Consider the following 24,181-nt stretch of genomic DNA (forward strand, 5'->3'; position numbering starts at 1 on the left):
TGGGTGGTGATCAGCGCTCGATAGGGAATGAAGTATCCCGGGGTGGCCAGCGGCGCGTACCAGATGAGGATGCGCTCGTTCTGGGCCAGATAGGTGGTGATTTCCGAGGTCGTGTAGTGCCCGGAGATTGGGGTGTAGTGGACGCTGCACAGCACCAGCGGGCCCTGGTAGCCGGTGCGCTTGGAGGTCGCGACGTCGTCCTTGACGTAGCGCAGCGACAGGTTGAAGCGCTCGACGCCGGTGAAGATCGGCATCTGCCGGCTGCAGAGCTGCTGGTCGAGCGCCGCGCCCTTGATGACAAATGGCGCCAGCATGTCGTTGGCGGTCGTCAAGTGCTTCCGCTCGATGGCTACCCGGTCGATATTGTTGACGATGGGCGGGGCGACGATGAACGAGGCGACGTTGCCACCGGCATAGGTGATGGCCGAGGTGAAGTCCTCGCCGCCGGCGCGGGTCAAGAGGTCGAACTTCTGCGACTGCAGGCCCTTGTCGCCGGAAACCCCGGTCGAGCTGGCCCTGGCCGTGCCGCTCGCCACCAGTTGCGCGAGGCCGGTGATCTTGGCATCGAGCACCAGCGAATAGGCGGTGCCGTTATCGGTGAGGTTGATGCGGGCATTGGCGACGTGCGTGCCGCCCATGGTCACCATATACTCGGCGCGCGCCCGGATCTCCGCCGAGGTGACGGGCAGGGACCACAGCGCCATGCCGCAGGCGGCAAGGCGCATAGCTTGGCGAAAACCGGCGCTGAACACGAAATGGAACCCCTGGCGGCTCGCCAATAAAAGCGAATCATCGATAGGCCAAAATGCCGGGCGAGTGCCGGGCTGGCAAGGCGTCGAGCGTTCACAAGCTTGACGGCAGGGGCTCAGTTCTCTATGGAAGCGCCGCAATCAAGAACAGACTCCAGCCCGTTGCGAGGGGATCCTCCCCCGCCGAGGCCTTTTGACAGGACACTACTATGGCTCGCCGCTGCGAACTCACCGGTAAGGGCGTGATGACCGGGAACAAGGTGAGCCATGCGCTCAACCGCACCCGTCGCCGCTTCCTCCCCAATCTTCTCAACGTTTCGCTGCTGTCCGACGTGCTCGGCCGCACCGTCAAGCTGCGCATCTGCGCCAACGCGCTGCGCACCGTCGAGCACCGCGGCGGTCTCGATGCGTTCCTTCTCAAGGCAGACGATGCCGAGCTGTCGCCGGTCGCGCTGGCGATGAAGAAGGAAGTGCGCGCCGCCCTCGCCGCGTAAGCTGCTTCCGGATAGAGGTTTCGGCCGCGCGGTCCTTTGCTGGAACGCGCGGTTTGTTTTTGCCGCCCCGGTCTGATGCCGGCCAGCGGCTTACATAGAGGTGCAGGATATGCTCGCTCGTTTCGTCGCGGCAATTGCCGCCATGGTCGTGGTCGTTACCGCGTCCAATATTCTGGTTCAGTACCCGGTGCAGTCGGATCTCGGCCCGATCCATCTGGGGGACCTCCTTACCTGGGGCGCCTTCACCTATCCCTTTGCCTTCCTCGTCACCGATCTGACGAACCGGTATGACGGCCCGGTCCGGGCCCGCATGGTTGTGGTGGTCGGCTTCGTCGTCGCACTGGCGCTGTCGGCGTACCTCGCGACGCCCCGCATCGCCATCGCCTCGGCCACCGCCTTCCTTATCGGGCAGCTCCTCGACATCTCGGTGTTCTCGCGGCTACGCGCCAGCCGGTCCTGGTTCCTGCCGCCGCTCGCCGCGTCGCTGTTCGGCTCGCTGCTCGATACGCTGATCTTCTTTTCCATAGCCTTCGCCCCAGCGCTCGGCTTCGTCGACGGCCTGTTCGGCATGGAAGACGGCTCGCTGGGCTTCCCGGCGCCCTGGCTTGGCGTCGGAGGCGAAGTGCCGCTCTGGACCTCGCTGGCAACAGGCGATTTCCTCGTGAAGTTCCTCGCCGCGCTGCTGCTGCTCGCGCCCTATCGGCTGCTGATGGGCAGGCTCATGCCGCTGCAGCCGGTGCCGAAGGCAGCCTAGGCCGGGTTGCCGCTCAGGTGTTCGTGGACGATCCACCAGCGATTGTCCACGCGCTTCAGCACGGTGGTGCCCCGGCCTGAGCCCGATACGGGCTTGCCATCCAGCATGGTTTTCCAGTTGAACCGATAGGTACAGGCGGCTGCCGTATCGCCCTCGGCGATCCATTCGTGCTGGTCGAGCCAGTAGTGCTCGTCCGAACCCATCACCCGCCACGTCGCTTCGAAGGCGGCGCGGATCGCGGCCACTCCGCGATGCGTGCCATTGGTGAACCAGAACGTCGCGTCCGGGGCGATGAGATCAAGCAGCAGATCGAAGTCCTGCCGGTTGATGCGGTCGGCATAGGCTGCAAGCACGTCGCGGGCGGTTTGCATGGCTCTACTCGGGCAGGCTGAACTCCAGCAGCAAATTCCGCTCCCAGTCGTTGAAGTTGTTGTCCGAGACCAGGGTGATGCGGCTCGAACCGTCCGGCGCGGTGTGGACGGCAAGGGCTTCCATGTTGTCGATGTCGCCGCCGGCAGCGTGCAGCAGTTCCTCGCCCCGCATGTGAGCCCCGGCCTTCACCTCGGCAGCGGGGATGCGGACCAGCCGCATCTGGAAGGCGAGGAGCGCGATGCCGCGCTCCAGCACCAAGAGGTCGCCATTGGGCATGAAGGCGCAATCGGTTGGATTGGTGCCGTCGCCCGAGATGTAGCTCAGCGGGCCCTTGTCGTTGTGTCCGAGCAGATAGGCCGAGTGCTGGCCGTCATCGTCCATCACGCCTTCGGTGAGCAGCAGGGTTGAGCCGGCGATGGGGGAGGTATCCGGCGCGATGCAGACCGCCTCCAGTGTCTCGTTGGTCCGGATGTCGGCCAGCCACCTGGGGATGCCGACCTCGCGGGCAGGGCCCTGCGGCAGGCCGGCCACAAGGCCGAAATCGGCAACCCGGGTCAGGTTCTCGAAGCCGACGCGCACGGCGCTCGGCTGGCCGTCGCGGACAATGACCGCAAGCGCCTCGGCATCGCGGGTATAGGCGCGCGGCAGCTCGTCGCCCTTGGAATTCTGGATCGGCTCGACCTTGACGCCGATGAGTTTGAACGGCCGGGCTGCCTCATCTTAGATCAACTGGCCGGAGACGAAGCTTCCGCGGTCGGAGACCATCACCAGCTTGCCGTCGGGGCCGGTGAAGCCCAGCCCCGAGAGGCCACCGAAAGTGTCGGTCTGGCTCTGCATCTCGATGCCGCCGCGCCAGACGAGACCCTGGACGCGCTGGCCGATGCCGACGGACATGAAGCTCGCGATGGGCACCGAGGTCACCGTCTCGTCGTCGGCGCGAGCGCCGAGCGCCGCGGCGCCGAGAATGGCGACACCGGCGCTCGTGATCAGCAGTCCCGCTCCCGCTAGGCGCGAGGCACGCTGCGAAGCTCTCATCCGTAGCGGCTCTTCCGGAAGGCCCCCGCAGGCTCCTCGTCGAACAGCGAGGCGAGCTCGTCGGTCAGCGCGCCGGCCAGCTCCTCGGCATCGAGCAGCGTCACGGCGCGCCGATAGTAGCGCGTGACGTCGTGGCCGATGCCGATGGCAACCAGCTGCACAGCAGAACGGGTCTCGATGTCTTCGATCACCTGGCGCAAATGAGCCTCGAGATAGTTGCCAGCATTGACACTCTGGGTCGAGTCGTCGACCGGCGCACCATCGGAAATCACCATCAGGATGCGGCGATTTTCGGACCGGGCGAGCAAGCGCCGATGCGCCCATTGCAGCGCCTCGCCGTCGATATTTTCCTTGAGCAGCCCCTCGCGCATCATCAGGCCGAGATTGCGCCGGGCGTGCCGCCAGGGCTCGTCGGCCGCCTTGTAGATGATGTGGCGGATGTCGTTGACACGCCCCGGATTGGGGGGACGTCCGGCCTCGAGCCAGGCCTCGCGCGACTTGCCGCCCTTCCAGGCGCGGGTGGTGAAGCCGCGAATCTCGACCTTGACGCCGCAGCGCTCAAGCGTCCGCGCGAGGATGTCGCCGCAGATCGCCGCGATGGTGATCGGGCGGCCGCGCATCGAGCCCGAATTGTCGAGCAGCAGCGTCACCACCGTGTCGCGGAAATCCGTATCTCGCTCCACCTTGAAGCTCAGTGCCTGCAGCGGGTCGGTGACCACGCGGGTCAGCCGCGCGGTATCGAGCAGGCCCTCCTCGAGGTCGAATTCCCAACTGCGATTCTGCTGCGCCATGAGCCGCCGCTGCAGCTTGTTGGCAAGCCGCGCCACGGCGCCGGCGAGGTTCTCGAGCTGCTTGTCGAGCAGCGCGCGCAGCTGGTCCAACTCCTCAGGCGGACAGAGGTCGGAGGCGCGAACGATCTCGTCGAACTTCTGGGTGAAGATATTGTAGGTAAAGACGTTCTGGAACTCTTTGGCGTTGGCGCCGGGCGGCGGCGGATTGGGCTGATCCTCGCCCGATTCGGAACTGTCGTCCTCGTCGGTCTCGGTGAAATCCATCTCGGCGCCTTCGACTTCGCCCTCTTCCTCGGACTGGCCGGGGGTCTGGTCTTCGTCGGCCTCGGCGTCCTCGCTCTCGCCTTCGCCCTGCTCGGGGTTCTTCTCGTCGTCCTGGCCGCGCTCCGGCTCCTGGTCGTCACCTTCTTCGGAGTCGTCACTCTCGCCGTCGTCGAGGTCACTATCGGGCACCAACGCCAGGTCGCGCAGCAATTGCCGCGTCGCGCGGCCGAACAGGTCCTGGTCCTCGAAGCGGGTGAGCAGGGTCGTCAGCGAGTTGCCGGCGCGTTCCTCGATCTCCTTCTTCCACAAATCGACAATGGCGCTGCCCGAGGGCGGGATCGAGACACCCGCGACGCGTTCGCGGAGGATCAGCCCCAAGGCTTCGGCCAGCGGCGCGTCGGCCTTGTCGCTCACCTCGGCGAAGTTCTGGCGGAACAGCCGGTCTTCCAGCATCTCGTGGATGTTGCCGGTCATGCCCGGCATGCGGATGCAGCCCAGCGCCTCGACGCGGGCCTGCTCCAGCGCATCATAGGCAGCGCGCGCTTCGGGCTCGGCCGGTGCGCGCTTGCGGTGCGTCTCGGGATCGTGGCTCGCAAGCCGCATGGCCATGGCGTCGCCCTGTCCGCGGGCGATGGCGATATCGCGCGTCGTCGGCAGGCGCGGGAGGTTCGCGAGCCGCGCCTTGTCGGCAGTGAGGATCGGCCGGTCGGCCGAGAACGTCACCTCGAGGTCGCGTTTGCCGCCGATGGCACGCACCGCGGCGCCCATCGCCGCCTTGAACGGGGCGGTGGTGTCGGGCTTGTTGGACTTGGAACGCGGCGGAGGGGCCATTGGATGAGGTCCGGAGGGGCTAGGTGTTGGCGGAGAGGCGCGGATCGAGGCTCGTCGCCATCAGCAGGAACATCGGCTGGTATCGTTGTTCGGCCCATTCGGGATGCGCCGCAACGTCTGCGTCGGTGGCGCGCCACTCCTCGATCTGGTCGAGCCGGAGACCGCTCCATTGCAGGGTGTTGATCGTGGTCGAGATCAGCCGATGGTACTTCACCACGCCATCGGCGATCCAGTTGGTGAGGCGCTTGCCCTCCCGCAGGTAGTCGTCGACGGCACCCACCATATGACCGTCGGCGTCCTTGACGAACTCGGGATTGGCGCGCGCTGCGAACACCGGGTGCTCCATCGAGAAGACGAAGCGTCCGCCGGGCTTCAGCGCTCGGGTGACGCGGGCGACGAAGGCCTCGAAGTCGGCGAGATAGTGCACGGCAAGCGAACTGAACACCAGGTCGAACGCGCCAGGCGGCGGCTCATATGCCTCAAGGTCGGCGCGCTCGTAGCGGATCGGCAGGCCGGGTCCGCGGCCGCGTGCGTCGTCCAGCATCTTCTCCGAGATGTCGATGCCCAGCACGTCTGCTGCGCCCTGTTCCACTGCGTAGCGGCAGAACGCACCGAAGCCGCAACCCAGGTCGAGCACCCGCGCGCCATTCAGCGGCGGCAGCATCGCCTTGAGCGAGGGCCATTCCGAGGCGCCCGCCAGACCCTCGCGAGAGCGGGTGAACTGGCTGTAGCCTTCGAAGAACGCCGGATCATCATAGATGTTCTGGGCCAAATCGTCCGTCCCGGACCTTAAGCGGTCACCGCCAGGTTCGCAGCCGATTCCGGCAGGTCTTCGCCGAACACGCGCTGGTAGAACTCGGCCACCACGGGGCGTTCGAGTTCGTCGCACTTGTTGAGGAAGGTCAGCCGGAAGGCGAAACCGAGGTCGCCGAAAATCTCGGCATTCTCGGCCCAGGTGATCACCGTACGCGGGCTCATCACCGTCGACAGGTCGCCGTTGATAAAGGCCTGGCGGGTGAGGTCGGCCAAGCGGACCATGTTGTTGACGATCTTCTTGCCCTTCTCGCCGGTATAGGCCTTGGCCTTGGCGAGCACGATCCCGACTTCCTTGTCGTGCGGCAGGTAGTTGAGCGTGGTGACGATCGACCAGCGGTCCATCTGGCCCTGGTAGATCTGCTGGGTGCCGTGATAGAGGCCCGAGGTATCGCCGAGGCCAATGGTGTTGGTGGTCGCGAACAGCCGGAAGGCCGGGTGTGGGGTAATGACGCGGTTCTGGTCGAGCAGCGTCAGCCTGCCCTGAGTCTCCAGTACGCGCTGGATCACGAACATCACGTCGGGGCGCCCGGCATCGTATTCGTCGAACACCAGTGCGATGTTATTCTGCACCGCCCAGGGCAGGATTCCGTCGCGGAACTCGGTGATCTGCTTGCCGTCCTTGAGGACGATCGCGTCCTTGCCGACCAGATCGATACGGCTCACATGCGCGTCGAGGTTGACGCGGACGGTCGGCCAGTTCAGCCGCGACGCGACCTGCTCGATATGGGTCGACTTGCCGGTGCCGTGATAGCCCTGCACCATGACGCGGCGGTTGAACGCGAAGCCTGCAAGAATTGCCAGCGTGGTGTTGCGGTCGAACAGGTAGTCCGGATCGAGCGGCGGCACATGCGGATCGGTTTCCGCATAGCCCATCACCTTCATGTCGCTGTCGATGCCGAAGGTCTCGCGGACAGAGTATTGCTTGTTCGGCAGATTGGTGAATTCAGGCATTTCACGAGGCTCTTTGAGAGAAATAGGTCAAGACGGCTGCCTTGGAGATTGCGGGCTCTATAGCAGTATCGGGTGCGCTGGGGTAGGGCCGCGCGTCAATCATGCGCGAGCCCTTGCTGCGCCCCTCGTCGCAGCATTATCCCGCTGGCCGGGGCTCGGCGGCGGTCATCGCCGGCACGAATACTGCCATAACGAACATTCATGGGGCGGGTCCGCATCGCGGGCCCCTGTCAGCGCCCGACGAAGCCTTTGGACTTGAGGTGCGAATACGCCGCGATGATGGCGCGCAACCGGTCCTCGGAGCTCTTGTCGCCGCCGTTGGCGTCGGGGTGGTGGACCTTCACCAGCGCCTTGTAGGCGCTCTTGATCTCGTCGGGCTTGGCATAGCCCTTGAAACCGAGCGTCTCCAACGAGCGGCGATCCTGCTCGTGCAGCGGCTTGACCCGCTCTTCCTGCGGCGCGCGCTTCTGGTGGCGGGCATAGCGGGCGAAGACCCCGAACGGGTCATTGACGCGCTTGGCGCCGGGGTTGTGCGGCGCGCCCCGCGGCATGCGCGGGCCGGGACCGGAGCCGGCCTTGGCGCCAAATCCCCAGCTGGGACGGCCGTCGGTTTCCTTCTCGCGGGTCAGCTGCTCTTCCATCTCCTCGGGCTTCATGCCGGCGAAGAAGTTGAACACCTGGTTGTAGTGGCGCACATGCTCGAGACAGAAATGGTGATACTCGCCGACAGCGCGGTTGCCCTTGGGCGCCTTGTACAGGCCGGGCTGGTCACACCCTTCCCACCCGCAGGCCGGGATCGCGGCTTGCGCTTCGGGTTCCGGGTGCCGCGAGCGGATCCGGATGCGGTCAAAGTACTTGGAATCCAGCTTCATCAATCCTAGTTACGGGGCCAGCGCCACGCCTCAAACTGAACCGGTATGCATATGTCCGTTCGCGACGACATTGTCGAAAAACTTTCAGTCAAATTCACGCCGAGCCATCTTGAAGTGCTCGACGAAAGCGAAAAACATAGGGGTCACGGTGGTTATCGCGAGGGCGGAGAGACGCATTTCCGCGTCCGCATCGCCTCAACCCAACTGACCGGCAGTCGCGTCGCCCAGCACCGTGCCATCATGGAAACGCTGGAAGCCGAGTTCAAAGGCGGCGTCCATGCACTGGCCATCGAGATAGCGCGCCCGTAGCCAAGTTTCCTGTGGGTTGCGGATAGGCTCCATATGGTGCGCGAGAACCCCCGCTGCAACTCGGGCAATCTCAAGGCGTCACGCTAGGCCTTTCAGGCCGCTATCGAATTCTGTCCGCGCTGGGGCGGGCGCCTCGCTTTGCGGCCAAAGCCCGGCGGCGGCGTGGCGGGGCTGCCGCTTTGTCTCCGAACATTCGCCCAAGGTCTTGCCTAGCACTCGGCTCCGCAGACAGACTTGGAGGGCGACATGTCCATGAAGAAGACGGCGGTCCTCGCGGCCGCCCTGATGCTGTGCGCGGTTCCCAGCGGCGCTTTTGCGGCCGAGAGCAAGCTACAGCTGATCATCGGCGGCGAGGCCTATGACGGCCCGCCTAAATTCGAAGTCAGCTTCGACGGCAAGGTGCTGGGCGAGGCGGCGGTGAACGCGGCCATCGACACGGCCACGGCGGGGCGCTTCGCCGATGCGGCCGACAAGACGCCATACGTGCAGAGCTTCGATTTCGATATTCCCGATACCCTGTTCAAGCCGGGCGGGGAAGTGCGGGTGCGCCTCATCAACGAGGCCTATGGCGGCGATGGCTCGAACCGCGACCGCAACCTGTATCTCGCGGCCGTAACGGTGAACGGCCGCGCCGTGACCGTCTCCGGCCTCTCGACCCAGGGCACCACGGCAAATACCGAGAACGAACGCCTCGGCGAGTTCCTGGTGCTGCGCGACGGCAATGTCGAGGGCGTCTCGAAGGCTCCCGCGGGCGGCTGGCCGCTCCCGGATGCGCCGATCGCCACAGCCAAGCCGGCCTCCGAGCCGGTGACCACCGAGGTCGCTGCGGTAGATGACAACCCTGTCCCGGAGGCAAAACCGCCGATCGTCGTTGCAAAGATCAATGTGCCGGAGCCGGCGCCCGCACTGGATACGGTCGAGACGGCCAGTCTCGATCCCGCACCGCAAGCCGCCGCCAGCCCCGCCTGCGACCGCGACGAACTCTACAATGTCGTCGGTTTCAACGAGAACTCCAACGACCTCACGCCCAAGCTGATGAAGCGGCTCGACCAGATCATCGCCGATATCGGCGAGCAGAAGTGCAACGTGCTGGTTACCGGCTATTCGAGCAAGCAGGGCAACCACGCCACCAACGCCCTGTTCGCCATCGAGCGGGCGCAGAATGTCCTCGCCTATCTCAAGAAGGCGGGCCTCCATTTCGAGAAGGTCTCGGCCGCCGGGGCCGGCGCCACCGAAGAGTTCGGCGACACCTTTTACGCCAACCGCCGCGTCGTCATTTCGGTCGCGCCGTAGGTGCCCTCCCCCTTGAGGGGAGGGGCCGGGGGGTGTCCTGTGACAGCTGATGGACCCCCAACCCTTAATCCCTCCCCGCAAGGGCGGAGGGAGGCCCGGGCTCCGGCGCGTCAGGCGGCCCGCATCTCATCGAGATAGGCCCGCACAGTCGCCGGATCGACGTTCTTTTCGATGAAGGCTTGGCCGATGCCGCGGGTGAGAATGAAGGTGAGCGCACCGCGCACTACCTTCTTGTCCTGGGCGATGGCGTTCATCAGGAAATCGGTGCCAGGCAGGTCGCCCGGGATGTCGCCGAGCCGCGTCGGCAGGCCGGCGGCGGCGAGGTGCTGCGCGATGCGGCCGGTGTCCTGGCCCGGCGCCAGCCCGAGCTTGGCGGAAAAGCCGTGTGCCAGCACCATGCCGATGGCGACGCCTTCACCATGCAGCAGCCGGTCCGAGTAGCCCGTGGCCGATTCCAGCGCGTGGCCGAAAGTGTGCCCGAGGTTGAGCAGGGCGCGGACGCCGGTTTCCTTCTCGTCGGCAAGCACGAACCGGGTCTTTGCGGCGCAGCAGCGCGCCACCATTTCGCCGCGCAGCGCGCCGTCACCCTCGAAGATGGCGCGGCGGTTGTCCTCTAGCCAGAAATAGAACGGTTCGTCGTCGATCAGCCCGTATTTCACCACCTCGGCATAGCCCGCGGCGAACTGCCTCGGCGGCAGGGTATCGAGAGCGTCGAGGTCGGCCAGCACCAACTCGGGCTGATGGAAAGCCCCGATCAGATTCTTGCCGTGCGGCGAGTTGATACCGGTCTTGCCGCCGACGGAAGAATCCACCTGCGCCAGGAGCGAAGTGGGGATCTGGACGAAATCCATGCCGCGCCGGGCAATCGCCGCGGCAAAGCCGGCGAGATCGCCGATGACACCACCGCCGAGTGCAATGACGATATCACCGCGTTCGAGCCGGGCATCGAGAATCGCTTCGACCACTTCGCCGAGCCGCGCGAATGATTTGGTGCTCTCGCCATGCGGCAGGACGATCGTCGCGTAGCTGAGGCCGGCGGCATCGAGCGCCGCGGTCAGTCGCGGCAGTTGCGCCGCGGCGACCGCATCGTCGGTGACGATGCCGAAGCGGCGGCCAGGGAACATCGCAGCGAGCCGCGCACCGGCGCCATCGATCAGGCCGTTGCCGATGAGGATGTCGTAGGCGCGTTCGCCCAGCGGCACGTGGACGGTGATCGGCTCAGTCATTGCGGCTCCCGCTGCCCAGATGCTCGATCAGCGCGTCGATCACCTCGCTCGCCACCTGCTCCTGCGGCACGTCGCGCGACACCACGGTCACATCGGCTTCGGCGTAGATCGGGTAGCGCACCTCGATCAGCTTCTGCAACGTCTCCCGCGGGTTGGCTGTCTTCAGGAGCGGCCGGTTGGAGCGGCGCGAGACGCGCTGGAACAACAGCTCGAAATCCGCCTTGATCCACACCGAGATCGCCGAAGCCTTCACCAATGCCCGCGTCTCGGGGTTGATGAAGGCACCGCCGCCGGTGCCGAGCACGATGTTCTCGTCCTTCAGCAACCGGGCGATCACTTTCACCTCGCCGGCGCGGAAATCGGCCTCGCCATGCGCCTTGAAGATGTCCTCGATGGTCATGCCGGCGGCCTTCTCGACCTCCTCGTCGCTGTCGACGAAATGGCGGCCAAGGCGGCTCGCGAGCCGGCGGCCGACGGTGGTCTTGCCGGCGCCCATCATGCCGATGAGGACGATCGGGCGGTGCCCGAGGAACTGCTGCAATTCCTCGCGCCGGTCGTCGCGTATGGTCGTGCCGTCCCGTGACATCGCATTTCCCCGCTCGCGCCGGGTTTGAACCGTTAGGGCGGCATAAAGTCAATGCCCGCTATGGTCGGCCGCCCTTGATCGCTCGCCGCAAACAAGGGAGACTAGCCTTTGCGTGACAAAAGCGGATTGCCATGCCGACCCTCATTCGCCTGATCGTCATCCTCCTGGTCCTGGTCGGGCTTGGCTACGGGGCCATGTTCGCGCTCGTCGCCATGGTTTCGCCGCGCGACAAGGACGTCACCATCCGCATCCCGGCCCGCGACCTGCTGCCCCAGACGCAGCGCGACCCACTGGTCAAGCGCGAGATTGACACCACCCGCAAACCCGAAGTGCCCGCAGCGCCGGTGGATATCGCACCCGCTGCTCCGACTCCGCCTGCCGCGGCGGCCGCCGATGGCGAGGTGGTGACGCGGCAACCGGGCATCGAATGAGCGAGGACCACCTTGTCGAATCCTTCCTCGAGATGATGAGCGTCGAGCGCGGCGCGGCGAGGAACACCATCGAGGCCTACCGGCGCGATCTCTCCGACTATTGCGGCTTCCTCGGCCGCCGCGGTACCGGTCCGACCGCTGCCGGCCGCGAGCAGGTGACGCAATACCTCGCCTTCCTCGCCGCCGAAGGCATCGCCGCCTCCTCGAGCGCGCGAAAACTCTCCGCCATCCGGCAGTTCCACAAGTTTCTCGCCGCCGATGCGGTGCGCGGCGACGACCCGACCCGCATTGTCCCCTCGCCCAAGGCCAGGCGCGGCCTGCCCAAAATCCTGACGATCGCCGAGATCGACCGGCTGCTGACCGTTGCCGAAGCCGAGGTCGAGGCGCCCGACGCCACCGACGCGCAGCGCGCCATGGCAGGCCGGCTCTACCTGCTGCTCGAGCTGCTCTACGCCACAGGCATGCGCGTCTCTGAACTGGTCGAACTGAAGCGCGCCGCGGTGATGCGCGATGCGAGCTTCCTCACCATCCGCGGCAAGGGCGGGAAGGAGCGGATCGTGCCGCTCACCGACCGGGCGCGGGATGCGGTGAAGGCCTATCTCGGCAAGCTCGAGCCGGGCGTGTGGCTGTTTCCGGCCGGGGGGGAAACGGGCCACCTCAGCCGCCAGGTGTTCGCCCGTGAACTGAAAGGCCTCGCCGGCCGTGCCGGCATCGGCGCAGCGCGGGTATCGCCCCACGTCCTCCGCCACGCCTTTGCCAGCCACCTGCTGGCCGGCGGAGCGGACCTCCGCGTCGTCCAGACCCTGCTGGGCCACTCGGACATCTCGACCACGCAGATTTACACGCACGTGCTCGACGACAAGCTGAGATCGCTGGTGGAGAGCCACCACCCGCTGGCGGAGGGGTGAACTGGCAAGGCGGTGAGGCCGGTGCGATCCGACTCCCCACCCCTGTCCCTCCGCCTAAACATGGGGAGGGAGACGAAACACCGGCGCCAGTGAGAGGGCCTCCCTCCCCATTCTTAGGGGGAGGGGACAGGGGTGGGGGTCCACAGCCACCACGGTCTGCAGCCTACCCCCGCTTCCGCGTCATCCCGTCAATCCGCAGCAACAATTCATCGAGCGCATTCAGCACATCGCTCATCAGCATCGCCGAACCCGGCGCCGGTGCGGGCGGAACGTCCCTCCACCGCGAGGTGCGCTCGCTCAGCCGCTCCTTGCGCCGCCGGCGCGCCTGTTTGGCTTCGGATAGGGTGCGCCGCATCACCTCGTTGTTCGTATCGAGTACGAACAGTTGCTCGCAACTGGGGCACCAGGCCGAACCGCCGGGCCGTACCAGCTTGGCGTTCTCGAGGAAATGACCCCGGCAATGGGGACAGCCGACACTCACCAGGGCATAGGTCGTCATGATCGCAGAGGGTATCCGGTCGTTACCCTTCAGCGTTGTCATGAAACCGTCATGCAACGGTTAACGCGCCGTCATGGGGCATCCCGGCGACGGCGTGCCCCCTTCACCAAGTATCGCCTCGGCGCTTGACTCGCCCCGTCCGCATCGCCACTTTCCGGCCACTTTGGGGCGCGAGTTGAGGCGCCTCTTCTTCTGTTGGCGGGTTGGATGCAGTCCTATCTCGATTTCGAAAAGCCGGTCGCCGATCTCGAAGGCAAGATCGCCGAGCTAAAGTCCCTCGCCACGTCCGACCAGGCCGTGTCCATCGATGAAGAGGTGACCCGGCTTTCAGCCCGCGCCGACGAGGCGCTGGTCGATATCTACAAGAAGCTCACCCCTTGGCAGAAGACGCAGGTGGCGCGCCATCCGCAGCGCCCGCACTTCTCCGACTACATCAAGACGCTGATCACCGAGTGGACGCCGCTCGCCGGCGACCGCAAGTTCGCCGAGGACCCGGCGCTGCAGGCCGGCTTCGGCCGCTTCAACGGCCAGCCGGTGGCCATCCTCGGCCAGGAGAAAGGCTCCAACACCGAGAGCAGGCTCAGGCACAATTTCGGCATGGCGCGGCCCGAGGGCTATCGCAAGGCTGTGCGCATCATGGATATGGCGGATCGCTTCGACATCCCGCTCGTCGCCTTCGTCGACACCGCCGGGGCCTATCCCGGCATCGGCGCCGAGGAACGCGGCCAGGCCGAGGCGATTGCGCGCTCCACCGAGCGCAGCCTCGAAATGGGCGTCCCCAACCTCGCCGTGATCATCGGCGAGGGCGGCTCGGGCGGCGCCATCGCCATTGCCACGGCAAACCGCGTGCTGATGCTCGAGAACGCCATCTACTCGGTGATCTCGCCGGAGGCCGGCGCCTCGATCCTGTGGCGCGACGCGGCCAAAGCCCAGGACGCCGCCAACAACATGAAGATCACCGCCACCGACCTGCTCGGCATGGGCGTGATCGACGGCATCATTCACGAGCCCGCCGGCGGCGCACACCGGCATCACGCAGAGGTGATGGCTGCGACCAGCAAGGCCATCAGCCAGTTTCTCGCCGATTTCCCGGGCAACCGGGGGCGGCTGGAGGTCCGGGAACACAGGCGTGACAAATTCCTCGCCATTGGTAGCAATTTGAGTTGATCGGCAGGGGCGCCTCCTGCCAATTATCGAAGTCAACCCGGCGTTAACCATCCGGGCATACCAGATGGTAACCGTCCGCACGTACCCCGGTCTCCTGGGCAGACACGTATTCGGGTAGCAGACTTTGGGCAGAATGCTCCGTTCCATCCTCGTTCTTGGCGCCGGCCTCGCGCTAGCCGCAACGCTTGCCGGCTGCGGCGGGCTGAGGCCGGGCAATGCGAAGGCCATGGCGCCGCTGAAGCAGGAGACGGTGAGCCGTCTGGCGGGCCTCGGCTCGTCCCCCGCCGCGCCGATGATGATCCGCATCTTCAAGGAAAGTTCGGAGCTCGAAGTCTGGAAGCAGGCCAACTCGGGCGCCTTCAAGCTGTTCAAGACCTACCAGATCTGCGCCTGGTCGGGTGAGCTCGGCCCCAAGGTCAAGGAGGGGGACCGGCAGTCGCCCGAGGGGTTCTACACCATCACCCCCGGCCTGATGAACCCGAACTCAAACTATTATCTCGCCTTCAACACCGGCTTTCCCAACAAGTTCGACCGCGCCCACGGGCGCACCGGCTCGGACCTGATGGTGCACGGCGATTGCTCGTCGCGCGGCTGCTACTCGATGACCGACGAGTCGATCGCCGAGATCTATGCGCTGGCCCGCGAGACCTTCAAGGGCGGCAATCCATCGTTCCAGCTGCAGATCTTCCCGTTCCGCATGACGGCGACCAATCTCGCCAAGCATGTCGAGAACCCGAACATGAGCTTCTGGAAGGACATCAAGGAAGGCTACGACCGGTTCGAGATCAGCAAGGCGCCGCCGAGCTGGGACGTCTGCAACAAGGAATATGTGTTCGGCGTGCCGAGCGGCGAGACGCTCGACGCGCTCGGCAGCTGCCCGGTCACCGTGGCGCAGAACGTGCCCGATTCAGTGAAGGCCAAGGCCGCCGCCGACGATGCCGCGGTGGCGAAGGAAGTGGCCTCGCTCGCCGACAAGGCCGCCAAGGCCGCCGCGGAGGCGCAGAAGGCCGCTGAGACCGAAGCTGCCGCGAAGGCGCGCGGCGAGGCCATCGGCAGCTTCATCGGCGGACTGTTCGGCGGTGGCGGCGCGCCGGGCTCGATCGACCCGAGCAAGGTGCCACCGGTGCCGCTGCCGCGCCTGCACCGGGCCTAGTGGCCGTGCAGCGATGCGACCCCGGCGCTCCCATCTCGCCTTGGTCTTGACGCTTTGCATGCTATTTGTGGCGGCCGTCTTCGTAGGGCGCTTCGTCCTCACCGAACGGTCTGGAGTCCGGGATATCGTCACTGAACGCGTCTACGACCGCACGCAGTTCGTCGCCGAGCTGAAGGCCGCCGGGTTCGCGCTCGGGGACGCGGCGCATGTCCGCATCTTCAAGCGCGAGCACAAGCTGGAGCTGTGGATGAAAGGGGCCGGCCAACGCTACGCGCTGTTCCGCACCTATGACATCTGCAGGTTTTCCGGCGGCCTCGGCCCCAAGCTCAAGGAGGGCGACAAGCAGTCCCCCGAGGGTTTTTACCGGGTGAGCGCCAAACAGCTCAACCCCAACTCGCGCCATCACCTGAGCTTCAACCTCGGCTTTCCCAACGCCTTCGACAGCCAGCTCGGCCGCACCGGCTCGGCGCTGATGGTGCATGGCGGCTGCTCGTCGGTCGGCTGCTACGCTATCACCGACCAGAGCGTCGATGAAGTCTATGCCGTGGTGGAAGCGGCGCTCGAGGGGGGCCAGGACGCCGTCGACGTGCATGTCTTCCCGTTCCGGCTCACCGCCATGGCGCTTGCCGCCGAGGGCAGCAATACCTGGGCGCCGTTCTGGCGCAACCTCAAGGCCGGCTACGACCTGTTCGAGGCCGAGGGCACCCCGCCCAGGGTCGGGGCCTGTCGCGGCGAGTATCGCTTTGGCCAAGATGCGGAGGGGCCGGAATGCGCCGCTATCGCCGCCTGGTCCTGATCGACCGGCTGATCCCCTTTCTCGCCGCCCTGGTCGGGCTGGTGGCGCTTGCCGGCGCGGTCGCCGTGCAGCTCAATGCCGAGGCGAGGACCAACGCGGTGATGGCCGCGATTGCGGAACTCCGAACCTCGGTGGATGCGCTGGGCAAGCGGGCCGACGAGCTTGCCGCTGCCGACAATGACGGCACCGCGGCCGGACTGCTCGCGCTGCAGGACCGGATGGTAAAGCTCGAGGGCGCGTGGAATACACAACAGACGGCGGCCGCAACGGCCCCCGCGCCCCTGGTACCGGCGGCCGAGCCGGCGGCGACAGCGGAAATCGACCCCAATCTCCCCACCACCGACTGCATCCCGCTTGGCACGCGCTTCATGGTGACGCCGAACGAAAACTATCCGCTCTGCCAGTCGAAGGCGGTAGTGAAAACCGGCATGATCACGGCCGACAGCGTAAGCATCGACGGCATCGGCCAAGTTGTCGAAACGAGCTTCGGCAATATCGTGGGCACCAGCTGCACGGTCATGGTGTTCTCCGCCGACGCAGCCGGCTTCGCCGAAGTGCGGGTGACCTGCACCTGAGCTGAGGCACACACGAGTTGGGGCGTTCGGCGGGGGTGCGCCTTCGACCTCGATGTCATCCCAGCGAAGGCTGGAGCCAACTCCAGGCTGGCGCGGGCGGTGAAATGGATTCCAGCTTTCGGTGGGATTCACCGAGTTGGGGGGAAACATCCCCCTCGAAATTGCAAATGCAGAACTGCCGCCGACCCACTAGAGCTAGCCCGCGTCCGCCCTCACCGCATCGCCCCGAGTCCATCTTGTCCTCACCCGCCGCCCTCCGCACCGCGCGCTCCGCCTCGCTCAAGGGGATGGCGCTGGGGATCACCGCCTACACGCTGTTCTCGGTCCACGACGCGCTTGTGAAAAGTGTCATCCATGCGTTGCCGGTCGTGCAGATCCTGTTCGGGCGCAGCCTCGTCATCGTGATGATCTGCCTCGTCATCGGCCGACGGCAGCTGGTGGTGGACCTGCTCAGATCCGGCAACAAGCCGATGCTGCTGCTCCGCGCCGTGATGACGCTCGCGGCGTGGTGCATGTACTATTCGGCCGGGCGCGAATTGCAGCTCGCCGAGATGACGACGCTCTACTATTTCGCCCCGGTGCTGACGATCGTCCTCGCCGTGATTTTCCTCAAGGAGCAGCTGACGCTGGCTCGTGTGGGCGCATCGGCGATCGGCTTTTTCGGCGTCATCATCGCCTGCAATCCGGCCGGCGTGACGTTCGGCATTCCGGCGCTGATGGTCCTGGGGGCGGCGTTCTTCTGGTCGGTGGCGATGATCCTGATGCGTTCCATCTCGAAATCCGAGAGCTCGCTGGTGCTGATCTTCTCGCTCAACCTGTTCTACACGCTGGCCATGGGCCTCCTCTCGATCCCGTTCTGGACCGGGATGGAGCCATGGCAGATCGCCGTCGTCTTTGCCACCGGCATCGTCGGCGGGGCGGCGCAGTACATTCTCGTCGAAGCGGCGCGGCTGATACCGGCGAGCGTCCTCGGCACGGTGGAGTATTTCGCCCTGATCTGGAGCTTCGTCTTCGGCTTCCTGTTCTGGGGTGAACAGCCGGCGCAACTGGTTTTCCTCGGCGCCGCCCTCGTCATCGCATCCGGGCTGGTGCTCGCCTGGAGCGAGCACCGCAGCCGGCGCGAGATCATCGATACCCCCTGATCCGGGGGCCTTGCGGCTCCTCCAGGCCTGTTCTCCCCGTCTCGGACATCCGCTTGAGGTGGCCGGCGACCAGCCCGGTCCAGTCTTCCGGCTACGACATCCCATCCAACTAGCCCAATGGGCCGATTGTCCCATCCTTGCCCCGAGGACGACAATGACCCCTAAACCGATGAGGCTAGAAATGATGAAGTTCAGAGCGGCCGTCGTAGCGTGTGCCATCTCGGCACTGACGATACTTCCGGCCTTGGCCGCGCCGGGTGGTGTCCCGAACGGAAATGGCCTCGGGCGAGGCGGCAGGCCCGCACTCGGGGCCCCCGGGCCCATCGCCGGCGCGGGACTTGCCTTCCTTGTAGCAGGCGGCGGGTACCTCATGCTCCGCTACCGCAAGCGCAAAAGGGGTCCTCGGCCGGACTAGGGACGAGAGTTGGCATTCGTGGCATCCGATACGCCCGCCGATGCAAAGCGCGTTGTGCTGCAGCGGCCTCGCGTGCGGGTGCGGGATGGAAATCTCCCCGTGTCGCGCGGCCAGCTTTTCGCTGCCCTGGCGGTTATCGGCTTCGCCAATGGCAGCTTTGAAAAGGTCGCGCTCGAGGTTGGCAATTTCGGCTGGCCGACGGCCATCCTCAACACCTTCGGCATCAGCGTGATCGTCTGGGGAGCCTTGCTGGCCGCTCTGGTCCTGCTGGTGCGGGCTGCACCGGATCCGGCACGTCGTACGGATCTCGCGGTGGCCCTCGCGGCCGCCGGCGCCTTCCTGATCCCTATCCCGGCCTTGAGCTGGCTCGCCATCTCCGGCCTTGCCGCTTACCTGATGCTGTCATCGCACCGGCCCGTCAGGAGGGCCGCAGTCATTCTCCAGGCGCTCACCATACCCCTGCTCTGGGCGAGGATCCTGATGGCGGCTTTGGGCAACGCCATTCTCGAGGTGGACGCCACGCTTGTCGGATGGGTGGTGGGCACGCAAAGGAGCGGAAATCTCGTTCCATTCGCGGATGGCAGCGGATCGCTGTGGATCGCCCCGGGCTGCTCCTCATTCGACAATGTCTCGCTTGCCGTGCTCTGTACAGCGACCCTGGTGCAGCTGCTCGACAGGCGCTGGTCGCTGTCGGTGGTCCTCTGGGGGCTGGCGGCTTGTTTCGCCGTCATTGCCGTCAACACGCTGCGCATCGGCCTCATCGGCCTCTATCCTTCCGGTTTCGAGCTGTTACACGGGCCGGTAGGCGCCACCGCGGCTGCTTGGACAACCACCGTCGCGGTGCTGGGGCTTTGTCACTACGGGATAAGCCGCAGTGCGCCGGCTGCAGGCTAGCGCCTCCCTCGGTCTGCTGCTGGGGCTCAGCCTGACCCTCAAGGCGCTGGGAAGCTTCGAGTTGACCGAAATCACCGCCCCGCAGGACGTGTCGGCCTTCCTCCACAGCATCGGCTTTTCAGAATCCGGTCCCATAAAGGAGCCCTGGATAGAGGCGCGCAGCGGCAAGTGCACGATCGAGGTGATGCAGGTGTCACCCCAGGGCTGGGAGCGCTCGGCGGTAGCCGAATATGCCGGTGGCAGGAAGCTCGCCTATTTCCACGGCAGCGAGCGCTTTTCGGAGCACCCCGTCATCAGTGCGACGCTAGACCACTATCTATCGCGCCTGACGGGGTACCTGCACTTGCCTTTCACCGCCACCCCGGTCTGGGCGGTGATCGACGGGCCGCAATGCCCCGACCAGCTCCGGGCTGCTGGCGCAGAGGAGGGCGCTCACCCGTGAGCGGTTCCGGCGTTCATCCGTGCCAGGCGCCTAGAATGCGCCGTGGCAGTGCTTGAACTTCTTGCCCGAACCGCAAGGGCAGGGGGCGTTGCGCGATACGCCGACGAGCAGCTTGGGGTCGATCGGCTTCAGCGCCGGGTCGGCCTCGGCAACTGCGGCCCCACCCCCGCCGAAACCGGCCAGCGTCGCGCCGGCGGCACGCGCCAAAGCCCGCACGGCGTCGTCGCCTTCGGCATCGTTCTCGCCGGTCAGCGGATCGATATGGATCTCGTCCAGCCCATCGAGGTTCGGCCCCTGCGAAACCGGCTGGCGCATCTGGATCTCGACATGGCTGAGCTGGGTGGTCACCAGTTCGCGAAGGCTGGCGAGCAGCTGCTCGAACAGCTCGAACGCCTCACGCTTGTACTCGTTGAGCGGGTCGCGCTGGGCAAGCCCGCGCCAGCCGACGACCTTCGACAGATGATCGAGGGTCACGAGGTGATCGCGCCATAGCCCGTCGATCGACTGCAGCAGCACCGATTTTTCCACCTGCCGCATGATTTCGGGGGTGAAGCGCGCCACCTTGGCCGCGGCGAACTCGTCGGCGGCCTTGAGGATGCGCTCGCGCACCTGTTCGACGTCGATGCCTTCCTCGTGCGTCCAGGCCTCCACGTCCACGTCGATGTTGAGGTAGTTCTTGGCCGCGGCGTTCAGTTCCTCGGTCTTCCACTGCTCGGGATAGGAGCGGTCGGGGATCGCCTTGGCAATGATGTCGTCCACCACCTCGTGGCGCATGTTGCCGATGGTTTCCGACACATCCTCGAGGTCCATCAGCTCGATGCGCTCGGCGAAGATCACCTTGCGCTGGTCGTTCATGACGTCGTCGTACTTGAGGATGTTCTTGCGGATGTCGAAGTTGCGGGCTTCCACCCGCGCCTGGGCCCGCTCGATGGCCTTGGTCACCCACGGATGGGTAATCGACTCGCCCTGTTCCAGCCCAAGTTTCCCCAGCATCGAATCCATCGATTCGACCGGGAAGATGCGCATCAGGTCGTCCTGCAGGCTCAGGAAGAACTTCGAATGCCCGGGGTCGCCCTGGCGGCCGGCGCGGCCGCGCAGCTGGTTGTCGATACGGCGGCTCTCGTGCCGTTCGGTGCCGACGATATAGAGTCCGCCGGCGGCGATGACCTTGGCCTTGTCGACGGCGATGGTGCGCTTGATCTCCTCGATCGCAGCTTCGCGTGCTGCGCCCTCGAGGCCCTGGGTCTCGCGCTCGATACGCATTTCGAGGTTGCCGCCGAGCTGGATGTCGGTACCGCGACCGGCCATGTTGGTGGCGATGGTCACGGCGCCCGAGACGCCGGCATCGGCGACGATATGCGCTTCCTGCTCGTGGTAACGGGCGTTCAGCACCGCGATGTTCTCGATGCCCTTCTGGCGCAGCAGCTCGGCCAGCATTTCCGATTTCTCGATCGAGGTCGTGCCGACGAGGATCGGTTGGCCGCGCTTGCGCGCATCGACGATGAGATCGGCAATCTCGTCGAACTTCTCTGCGGCGGTGCGGAAGATCGCGTCATCCTCATCGTCGCGCTTCACCGGCACGTTGGTGGGGATGGAGGTGACGGTCAGCCCGTAGATGTCGCCGAATTCCTCGGCCTCGGTCGCCGCCGTACCGGTCATGCCGGCCAGCTTCTTGTAGAGGCGGAAATAGTTCTGGAAGGTGATCGAGGCCAGCGTCTGGTTCTCGGGCTGGATCTTGACGTGCTCCTTGGCCTCGAGCGCCTGGTGCAGGCCCTCCGAATAGCGGCGGCCCGGCATCATGCGGCCGGTGAACTCGTCAATGATCACCACTTCGTCGTTGCGGACGATGTAGTCCTTCTCGCGCTGGAACATCTTGTGGGCGCGCAGCGCCGAATTGAGGTGGTGGACCAGAGCCACGTTCTCGATGTCGTAGAGGTTCTCACCCTTCAGCTGGCCGTTCTCGATCAGCGCCGCCTCGAGCTTCTCGATGCCCTGGTCGGTGAAGGTCGCCGAGCGCTGCTTCTCGTCGATCTCGTAGTCGCCCTCGCCGAGGACCGGGATCAGGAGGTCCGCCATCTCGTAGAGCGAGGAACGGTCCGACGACGGGCCGGAAATGATCAGCGGGGTGCGCGCCTCGTCGATGAGGATCGAGTCCACTTCGTCGACGATGGCGTATTCGTGGCCGCGCTGCACCATCTGGGCGCGGCTGTATTTCATGTTGTCGCGCAGGTAATCGAAGCCAAACTCGTGATTGGTGCCGTAGGTCACGTCGGCATCGTAGGCGGCCTTGCGCTCGGCGTCGTCGAGGCCGTGGACGATAATGCCGGTGGTCAGCCCGAGGAAGCGGTAGATCTGGCCCATCCAGGCCATGTCGCGGCGCACCAGGTAGTCGTTGACGGTGACGAGGTGGACGCCCTTGGCGGGCAGCGCGTTGAGATAGACCGCGAGCGTCGCGACCAGGGTCTTGCCTTCACCGGTCTTCATTTCGGCGATGGAGCGGTTGTTGAGCACCATGCCGCCGATCAGCTGCACGTCGAAGTGACGCATGCCGAGTACGCGCTTGCTGGCCTCGCGGACGGTAGCGAAGGCGGGCTCGAGGATGTCGTCGAGGGTCTTGCCCTCGGCGAGCAGGGCGCGGAATTCTTGCGTCTTGGCCTTCAGCTCGTCGTCGGTGAGCTTTTCGAACTGAGGCTCCAGCGCGTTGATCGCGGCGACCCGAGGCAGGTATTTCTTGACCTGCCGATCATTGGCCGAACCGAAGATCGCTTTGGCGAGCGCAGCGAGCACCATTCTATGTCCTTTGAATTTCGTCCGGGGCGACCATGGGCCGAAGCATAATCCCGGCAGGGCGGCGGGTCCTCACCCGTCAACACTCTTTGAAGTGGTGCGACATGTAAGAGCGGGTGTTTTGCTTGTCAACGGAAGGGAAATGGGCCAAACCACGCCCGCCGCGGGCCGGGGGCTCTGCGCCATGCAAGGAGAATACTCTATGATCGTCCACGCCCCGCGGGGTTTCCACAAGACTTTGAAGACCCTCGCCGGCACCCTGCTGCTGGGCACGGCCCTTGGCCTTGCGCCCATCACAGCGCAGGCCCAGGACGCGGCAACTCCCGCCGCCCCGGCCGAAGCAGCGCCCGCTCCCGCGGCCGCCGCGGCACCCGCCGTCAGCCCCGATACGGTAGTCGCCACGGTCGGCGACCAGACCATCACCGAGGCCGACCTCTCCTTCGCGGCCGAGGACCTGCAGCAGGAACTGCAGCAGGTGCCGCCGGAAGAGCGCCGCCCCTTCCTCGTCACCGTGCTGATTGACATGAAAGTGATGGCGAAGGCCGCGAAAGATGCCGGCATGGCCGACAGCGACATGTTCAAGCGCCGGCTGCAATATCTCGAGGAGCGCTCGCTCCGCCGCGAATACTTCTCCGTAAAGATCGCCACCGGCGTCACCGAGGACACGATCAAGGCGGCCTATGACGCCTATGTGAAGGACTTCAAGCCGGTCGAGGAAGTGCACGCGCGCCATATCCTCGTCGCCACCGAGGAGGAAGCCAAGGCGGTCAAGGCCGAGCTCGACGCCGGCAAGCCGTTCGAAGTGCTCGCCATGGAAAAGACCACCGACCCGTCGGGCAAGACCAATGGCGGCGACCTCGGCTTCTTCTCGAAGGGCATGATGGTTCCGGAGTTCGAGGCCGTCGCGTTCACGCTCGAGCCGGGCAAGATCTCCGATCCGGTGAAGAGCCAGTTCGGCTGGCACATCATCAAGGTCGAGGAAAAGCGCATGAGCTCGCCCCCGCCGATGGCGCAGATGGCGCAGCAGCTGGGCCAGCAGGTGATGTTCAAGGCGTTCGACGATTCCGTCGCCCAGCTGAAGCAGGGCCTCAAGATCGATATCCCGGATGCCGTCCTCGCCGCAGGCGTCCAGAAGCAGTCCGAGCCCTCCGCCGAAGGCGCAGCGGCCACTCAGTAAGGCTCGACAACCGACGGGGTGGTGCGAGTTGACCCCACCCCTGTCCCCTCCCCCTCAACAGGGGGAGGGAGACGCCAGCCTCGATTTCGGTGAAAGGGTCTCCCTCCCCATTCTTAGGGGGGAGGGGACAGGAGTGGGGGCCAACACGCACCAGCCCGCGGCAAGAAACTGATGTCTTCATCCCCGCCGTTGAGCCCGTTTCACCCGCTTTACTGCCGCCCCAAAGCCAAACAGATACGGGATGATTGCGACTTGCTTCAGATCGAGGCTTGAGGCAAACGGATGGGCCTATTGACGCCGTATAGGACGTAGCATGGCCATTCCCCTTTCTCCTCTAGCGCCTAGTACTTACCCGGAACTGCCGGATGTCGCCGGAGTGCGGTTCGCGACTGCCGAAGCCGGGATCAAGTACAGGAACCGGACTGACGTCCTGCTCGTCTCGATGGACGAGG

At 65.5% G+C, this 24,181-nt stretch carries 26 protein-coding genes and 1 pseudogene; 15 read left to right on the forward strand and 12 right to left on the reverse strand.

Annotated elements, in window-relative coordinates:
* Positions 1-779: DUF3108 domain-containing protein (locus JWQ89_RS08640; RefSeq protein ID WP_299640139.1), on the reverse strand; the 779-nt coding region annotated here is incomplete at its 3' end.
* Between the two features lie 179 nt (positions 780-958).
* On the opposite strand from JWQ89_RS08640, the gene rpmB reads away from it, so the two are divergent.
* Entirely contained in the window at positions 959-1,243 is a 285-nt protein-coding gene (gene rpmB, locus JWQ89_RS08645; protein WP_299640141.1) for a 50S ribosomal protein L28, read from the forward strand.
* Between the two features lie 109 nt (positions 1,244-1,352).
* Positions 1,353-1,997 carry a queuosine precursor transporter gene (locus JWQ89_RS08650; RefSeq protein WP_299640143.1) on the forward strand — a complete coding sequence of 215 codons (645 nt, stop codon included), beginning with the start codon at positions 1,353-1,355 and terminating at the stop codon, positions 1,995-1,997.
* On the opposite strand, the gene JWQ89_RS08655 is transcribed toward JWQ89_RS08650, so the two are convergent.
* The 7 genes from JWQ89_RS08655 to JWQ89_RS08685 form a co-directional block, all read right to left on the reverse strand.
* Positions 1,994-2,368, reverse strand: coding sequence for a nuclear transport factor 2 family protein (locus tag JWQ89_RS08655; RefSeq protein WP_299640145.1), 375 nt, complete (start codon positions 2,366-2,368; stop codon positions 1,994-1,996). The genes JWQ89_RS08650 and JWQ89_RS08655 overlap by 4 nt on opposite strands.
* 4 nt (positions 2,369-2,372) lie before the next feature.
* On the reverse strand, positions 2,373-3,062 hold the full coding sequence (locus tag JWQ89_RS08660) for an esterase-like activity of phytase family protein (RefSeq protein ID WP_299640182.1): 690 nt from the start codon (positions 3,060-3,062) through the stop codon (positions 2,373-2,375).
* Between the two features lie 27 nt (positions 3,063-3,089).
* The gene (locus JWQ89_RS08665; RefSeq protein ID WP_299640147.1) at positions 3,090-3,404 is read right to left on the reverse strand and encodes a hypothetical protein; all 315 of its coding nucleotides are present in this window, start codon (positions 3,402-3,404) and stop codon (positions 3,090-3,092) included.
* A complete protein-coding gene (gene cobT, locus JWQ89_RS08670) occupies positions 3,401-5,290 on the reverse strand; it encodes a cobaltochelatase subunit CobT (protein ID WP_299640149.1) in 1,890 nt (629 codons plus the stop codon). The genes JWQ89_RS08665 and cobT overlap by 4 nt, the downstream gene beginning before the upstream one ends.
* A 19-nt stretch (positions 5,291-5,309) precedes the next feature.
* Positions 5,310-6,062, reverse strand: a complete 753-nt coding sequence (locus JWQ89_RS08675; RefSeq protein WP_299640151.1) for a class I SAM-dependent methyltransferase — start codon at positions 6,060-6,062, stop codon at positions 5,310-5,312.
* Between the two features lie 17 nt (positions 6,063-6,079).
* On the reverse strand, positions 6,080-7,057 hold the full coding sequence (gene cobS, locus JWQ89_RS08680) for a cobaltochelatase subunit CobS (protein WP_299640153.1): 978 nt from the start codon (positions 7,055-7,057) through the stop codon (positions 6,080-6,082).
* Positions 7,058-7,287: 230 nt separating this feature from the next.
* Positions 7,288-7,929, reverse strand: a complete 642-nt coding sequence (locus JWQ89_RS08685; protein WP_299640155.1) for a DnaJ domain-containing protein — start codon at positions 7,927-7,929, stop codon at positions 7,288-7,290.
* Positions 7,930-7,980: 51 nt separating this feature from the next.
* Here JWQ89_RS08685 and JWQ89_RS08690 point away from each other — a divergent pair, with 51 nt between their 5' ends.
* Complete coding sequence (locus JWQ89_RS08690) at positions 7,981-8,238, forward strand: BolA family protein (RefSeq protein ID WP_299640157.1); 258 nt, start codon at positions 7,981-7,983, stop codon at positions 8,236-8,238.
* 246 nt (positions 8,239-8,484) lie between these two features.
* Complete coding sequence (locus JWQ89_RS08695; RefSeq protein WP_299640159.1) at positions 8,485-9,531, forward strand: OmpA family protein; 1,047 nt, start codon at positions 8,485-8,487, stop codon at positions 9,529-9,531.
* 110 nt (positions 9,532-9,641) lie between these two features.
* On the opposite strand, the gene aroB is transcribed toward JWQ89_RS08695, so the two are convergent.
* Positions 9,642-10,757: a 3-dehydroquinate synthase gene (gene aroB / locus JWQ89_RS08700; protein ID WP_299640161.1), complete on the reverse strand. Its 1,116-nt coding sequence runs from the start codon at positions 10,755-10,757 to the stop codon at positions 9,642-9,644.
* Positions 10,750-11,343 (reverse strand): shikimate kinase, encoded by a 594-nt coding sequence (locus JWQ89_RS08705; RefSeq protein WP_299640163.1) that lies wholly within the window; start codon positions 11,341-11,343, stop codon positions 10,750-10,752. The genes aroB and JWQ89_RS08705 overlap by 8 nt, the downstream gene beginning before the upstream one ends.
* A gap of 131 nt (positions 11,344-11,474) precedes the next feature.
* Here JWQ89_RS08705 and JWQ89_RS08710 point away from each other — a divergent pair, with 131 nt between their 5' ends.
* Both JWQ89_RS08710 and JWQ89_RS08715 read left to right on the forward strand, forming a co-directional pair.
* Positions 11,475-11,774, forward strand: coding sequence for a hypothetical protein (locus tag JWQ89_RS08710; protein ID WP_299640184.1), 300 nt, complete (start codon positions 11,475-11,477; stop codon positions 11,772-11,774).
* Entirely contained in the window at positions 11,771-12,682 is a 912-nt protein-coding gene (locus JWQ89_RS08715) for a site-specific tyrosine recombinase XerD (protein WP_299640165.1), read from the forward strand. Before JWQ89_RS08710 ends, JWQ89_RS08715 begins: the two co-directional genes overlap by 4 nt.
* 163 nt (positions 12,683-12,845) lie before the next feature.
* Here JWQ89_RS08715 and JWQ89_RS08720 read toward each other — a convergent pair whose 3' ends face one another.
* On the reverse strand, positions 12,846-13,223 hold the full coding sequence (locus JWQ89_RS08720; protein WP_299640167.1) for a hypothetical protein: 378 nt from the start codon (positions 13,221-13,223) through the stop codon (positions 12,846-12,848).
* Between the two features lie 165 nt (positions 13,224-13,388).
* On the opposite strand from JWQ89_RS08720, the gene JWQ89_RS08725 reads away from it, so the two are divergent.
* From JWQ89_RS08725 to JWQ89_RS08755, 7 genes are all read left to right on the forward strand, one after another.
* Positions 13,389-14,348, forward strand: a complete 960-nt coding sequence (locus tag JWQ89_RS08725; RefSeq protein ID WP_299640168.1) for an acetyl-CoA carboxylase carboxyltransferase subunit alpha — start codon at positions 13,389-13,391, stop codon at positions 14,346-14,348.
* 133 nt (positions 14,349-14,481) lie between these two features.
* Positions 14,482-15,501, forward strand: a complete 1,020-nt coding sequence (locus JWQ89_RS08730; protein ID WP_299640169.1) for a murein L,D-transpeptidase family protein — start codon at positions 14,482-14,484, stop codon at positions 15,499-15,501.
* A 58-nt stretch (positions 15,502-15,559) separates the two neighbouring features.
* Positions 15,560-16,297: a murein L,D-transpeptidase family protein gene (locus JWQ89_RS08735; protein ID WP_299640170.1), complete on the forward strand. Its 738-nt coding sequence runs from the start codon at positions 15,560-15,562 to the stop codon at positions 16,295-16,297.
* Positions 16,270-16,872 carry a hypothetical protein gene (locus JWQ89_RS08740; protein ID WP_299640172.1) on the forward strand — a complete coding sequence of 201 codons (603 nt, stop codon included), beginning with the start codon at positions 16,270-16,272 and terminating at the stop codon, positions 16,870-16,872. Before JWQ89_RS08735 ends, JWQ89_RS08740 begins: the two co-directional genes overlap by 28 nt.
* Before the next feature lie 236 nt (positions 16,873-17,108).
* Positions 17,109-18,014 carry a DMT family transporter gene (locus JWQ89_RS08745; protein ID WP_299640174.1) on the forward strand — a complete coding sequence of 302 codons (906 nt, stop codon included), beginning with the start codon at positions 17,109-17,111 and terminating at the stop codon, positions 18,012-18,014.
* A gap of 424 nt (positions 18,015-18,438) precedes the next feature.
* Positions 18,439-19,323 carry a hypothetical protein gene (locus JWQ89_RS08750; RefSeq protein ID WP_299640175.1) on the forward strand — a complete coding sequence of 295 codons (885 nt, stop codon included), beginning with the start codon at positions 18,439-18,441 and terminating at the stop codon, positions 19,321-19,323.
* On the forward strand, positions 19,304-19,765 hold the full coding sequence (locus JWQ89_RS08755) for a hypothetical protein (RefSeq protein WP_299640177.1): 462 nt from the start codon (positions 19,304-19,306) through the stop codon (positions 19,763-19,765). The genes JWQ89_RS08750 and JWQ89_RS08755 overlap by 20 nt, the downstream gene beginning before the upstream one ends.
* Positions 19,766-19,795: 30 nt before the next feature.
* On the opposite strand, the gene secA is transcribed toward JWQ89_RS08755, so the two are convergent.
* Positions 19,796-22,555: a preprotein translocase subunit SecA gene (gene secA / locus JWQ89_RS08760; protein WP_299640179.1), complete on the reverse strand. Its 2,760-nt coding sequence runs from the start codon at positions 22,553-22,555 to the stop codon at positions 19,796-19,798.
* Between the two features lie 199 nt (positions 22,556-22,754).
* On the opposite strand from secA, the gene JWQ89_RS08765 reads away from it, so the two are divergent.
* On the forward strand, positions 22,755-23,729 hold the full coding sequence (locus JWQ89_RS08765) for a peptidylprolyl isomerase (RefSeq protein ID WP_299640181.1): 975 nt from the start codon (positions 22,755-22,757) through the stop codon (positions 23,727-23,729).
* A 313-nt stretch (positions 23,730-24,042) separates the two neighbouring features.
* A pseudogene (locus tag JWQ89_RS08770) lies at positions 24,043-24,181 on the forward strand (bifunctional ornithine acetyltransferase/N-acetylglutamate synthase); the annotation flags it as partial.

The organism is Devosia sp. (genome assembly GCF_028290645.1).
Classification (GTDB): Bacteria; Pseudomonadota; Alphaproteobacteria; order Rhizobiales; family Devosiaceae; genus Devosia_A.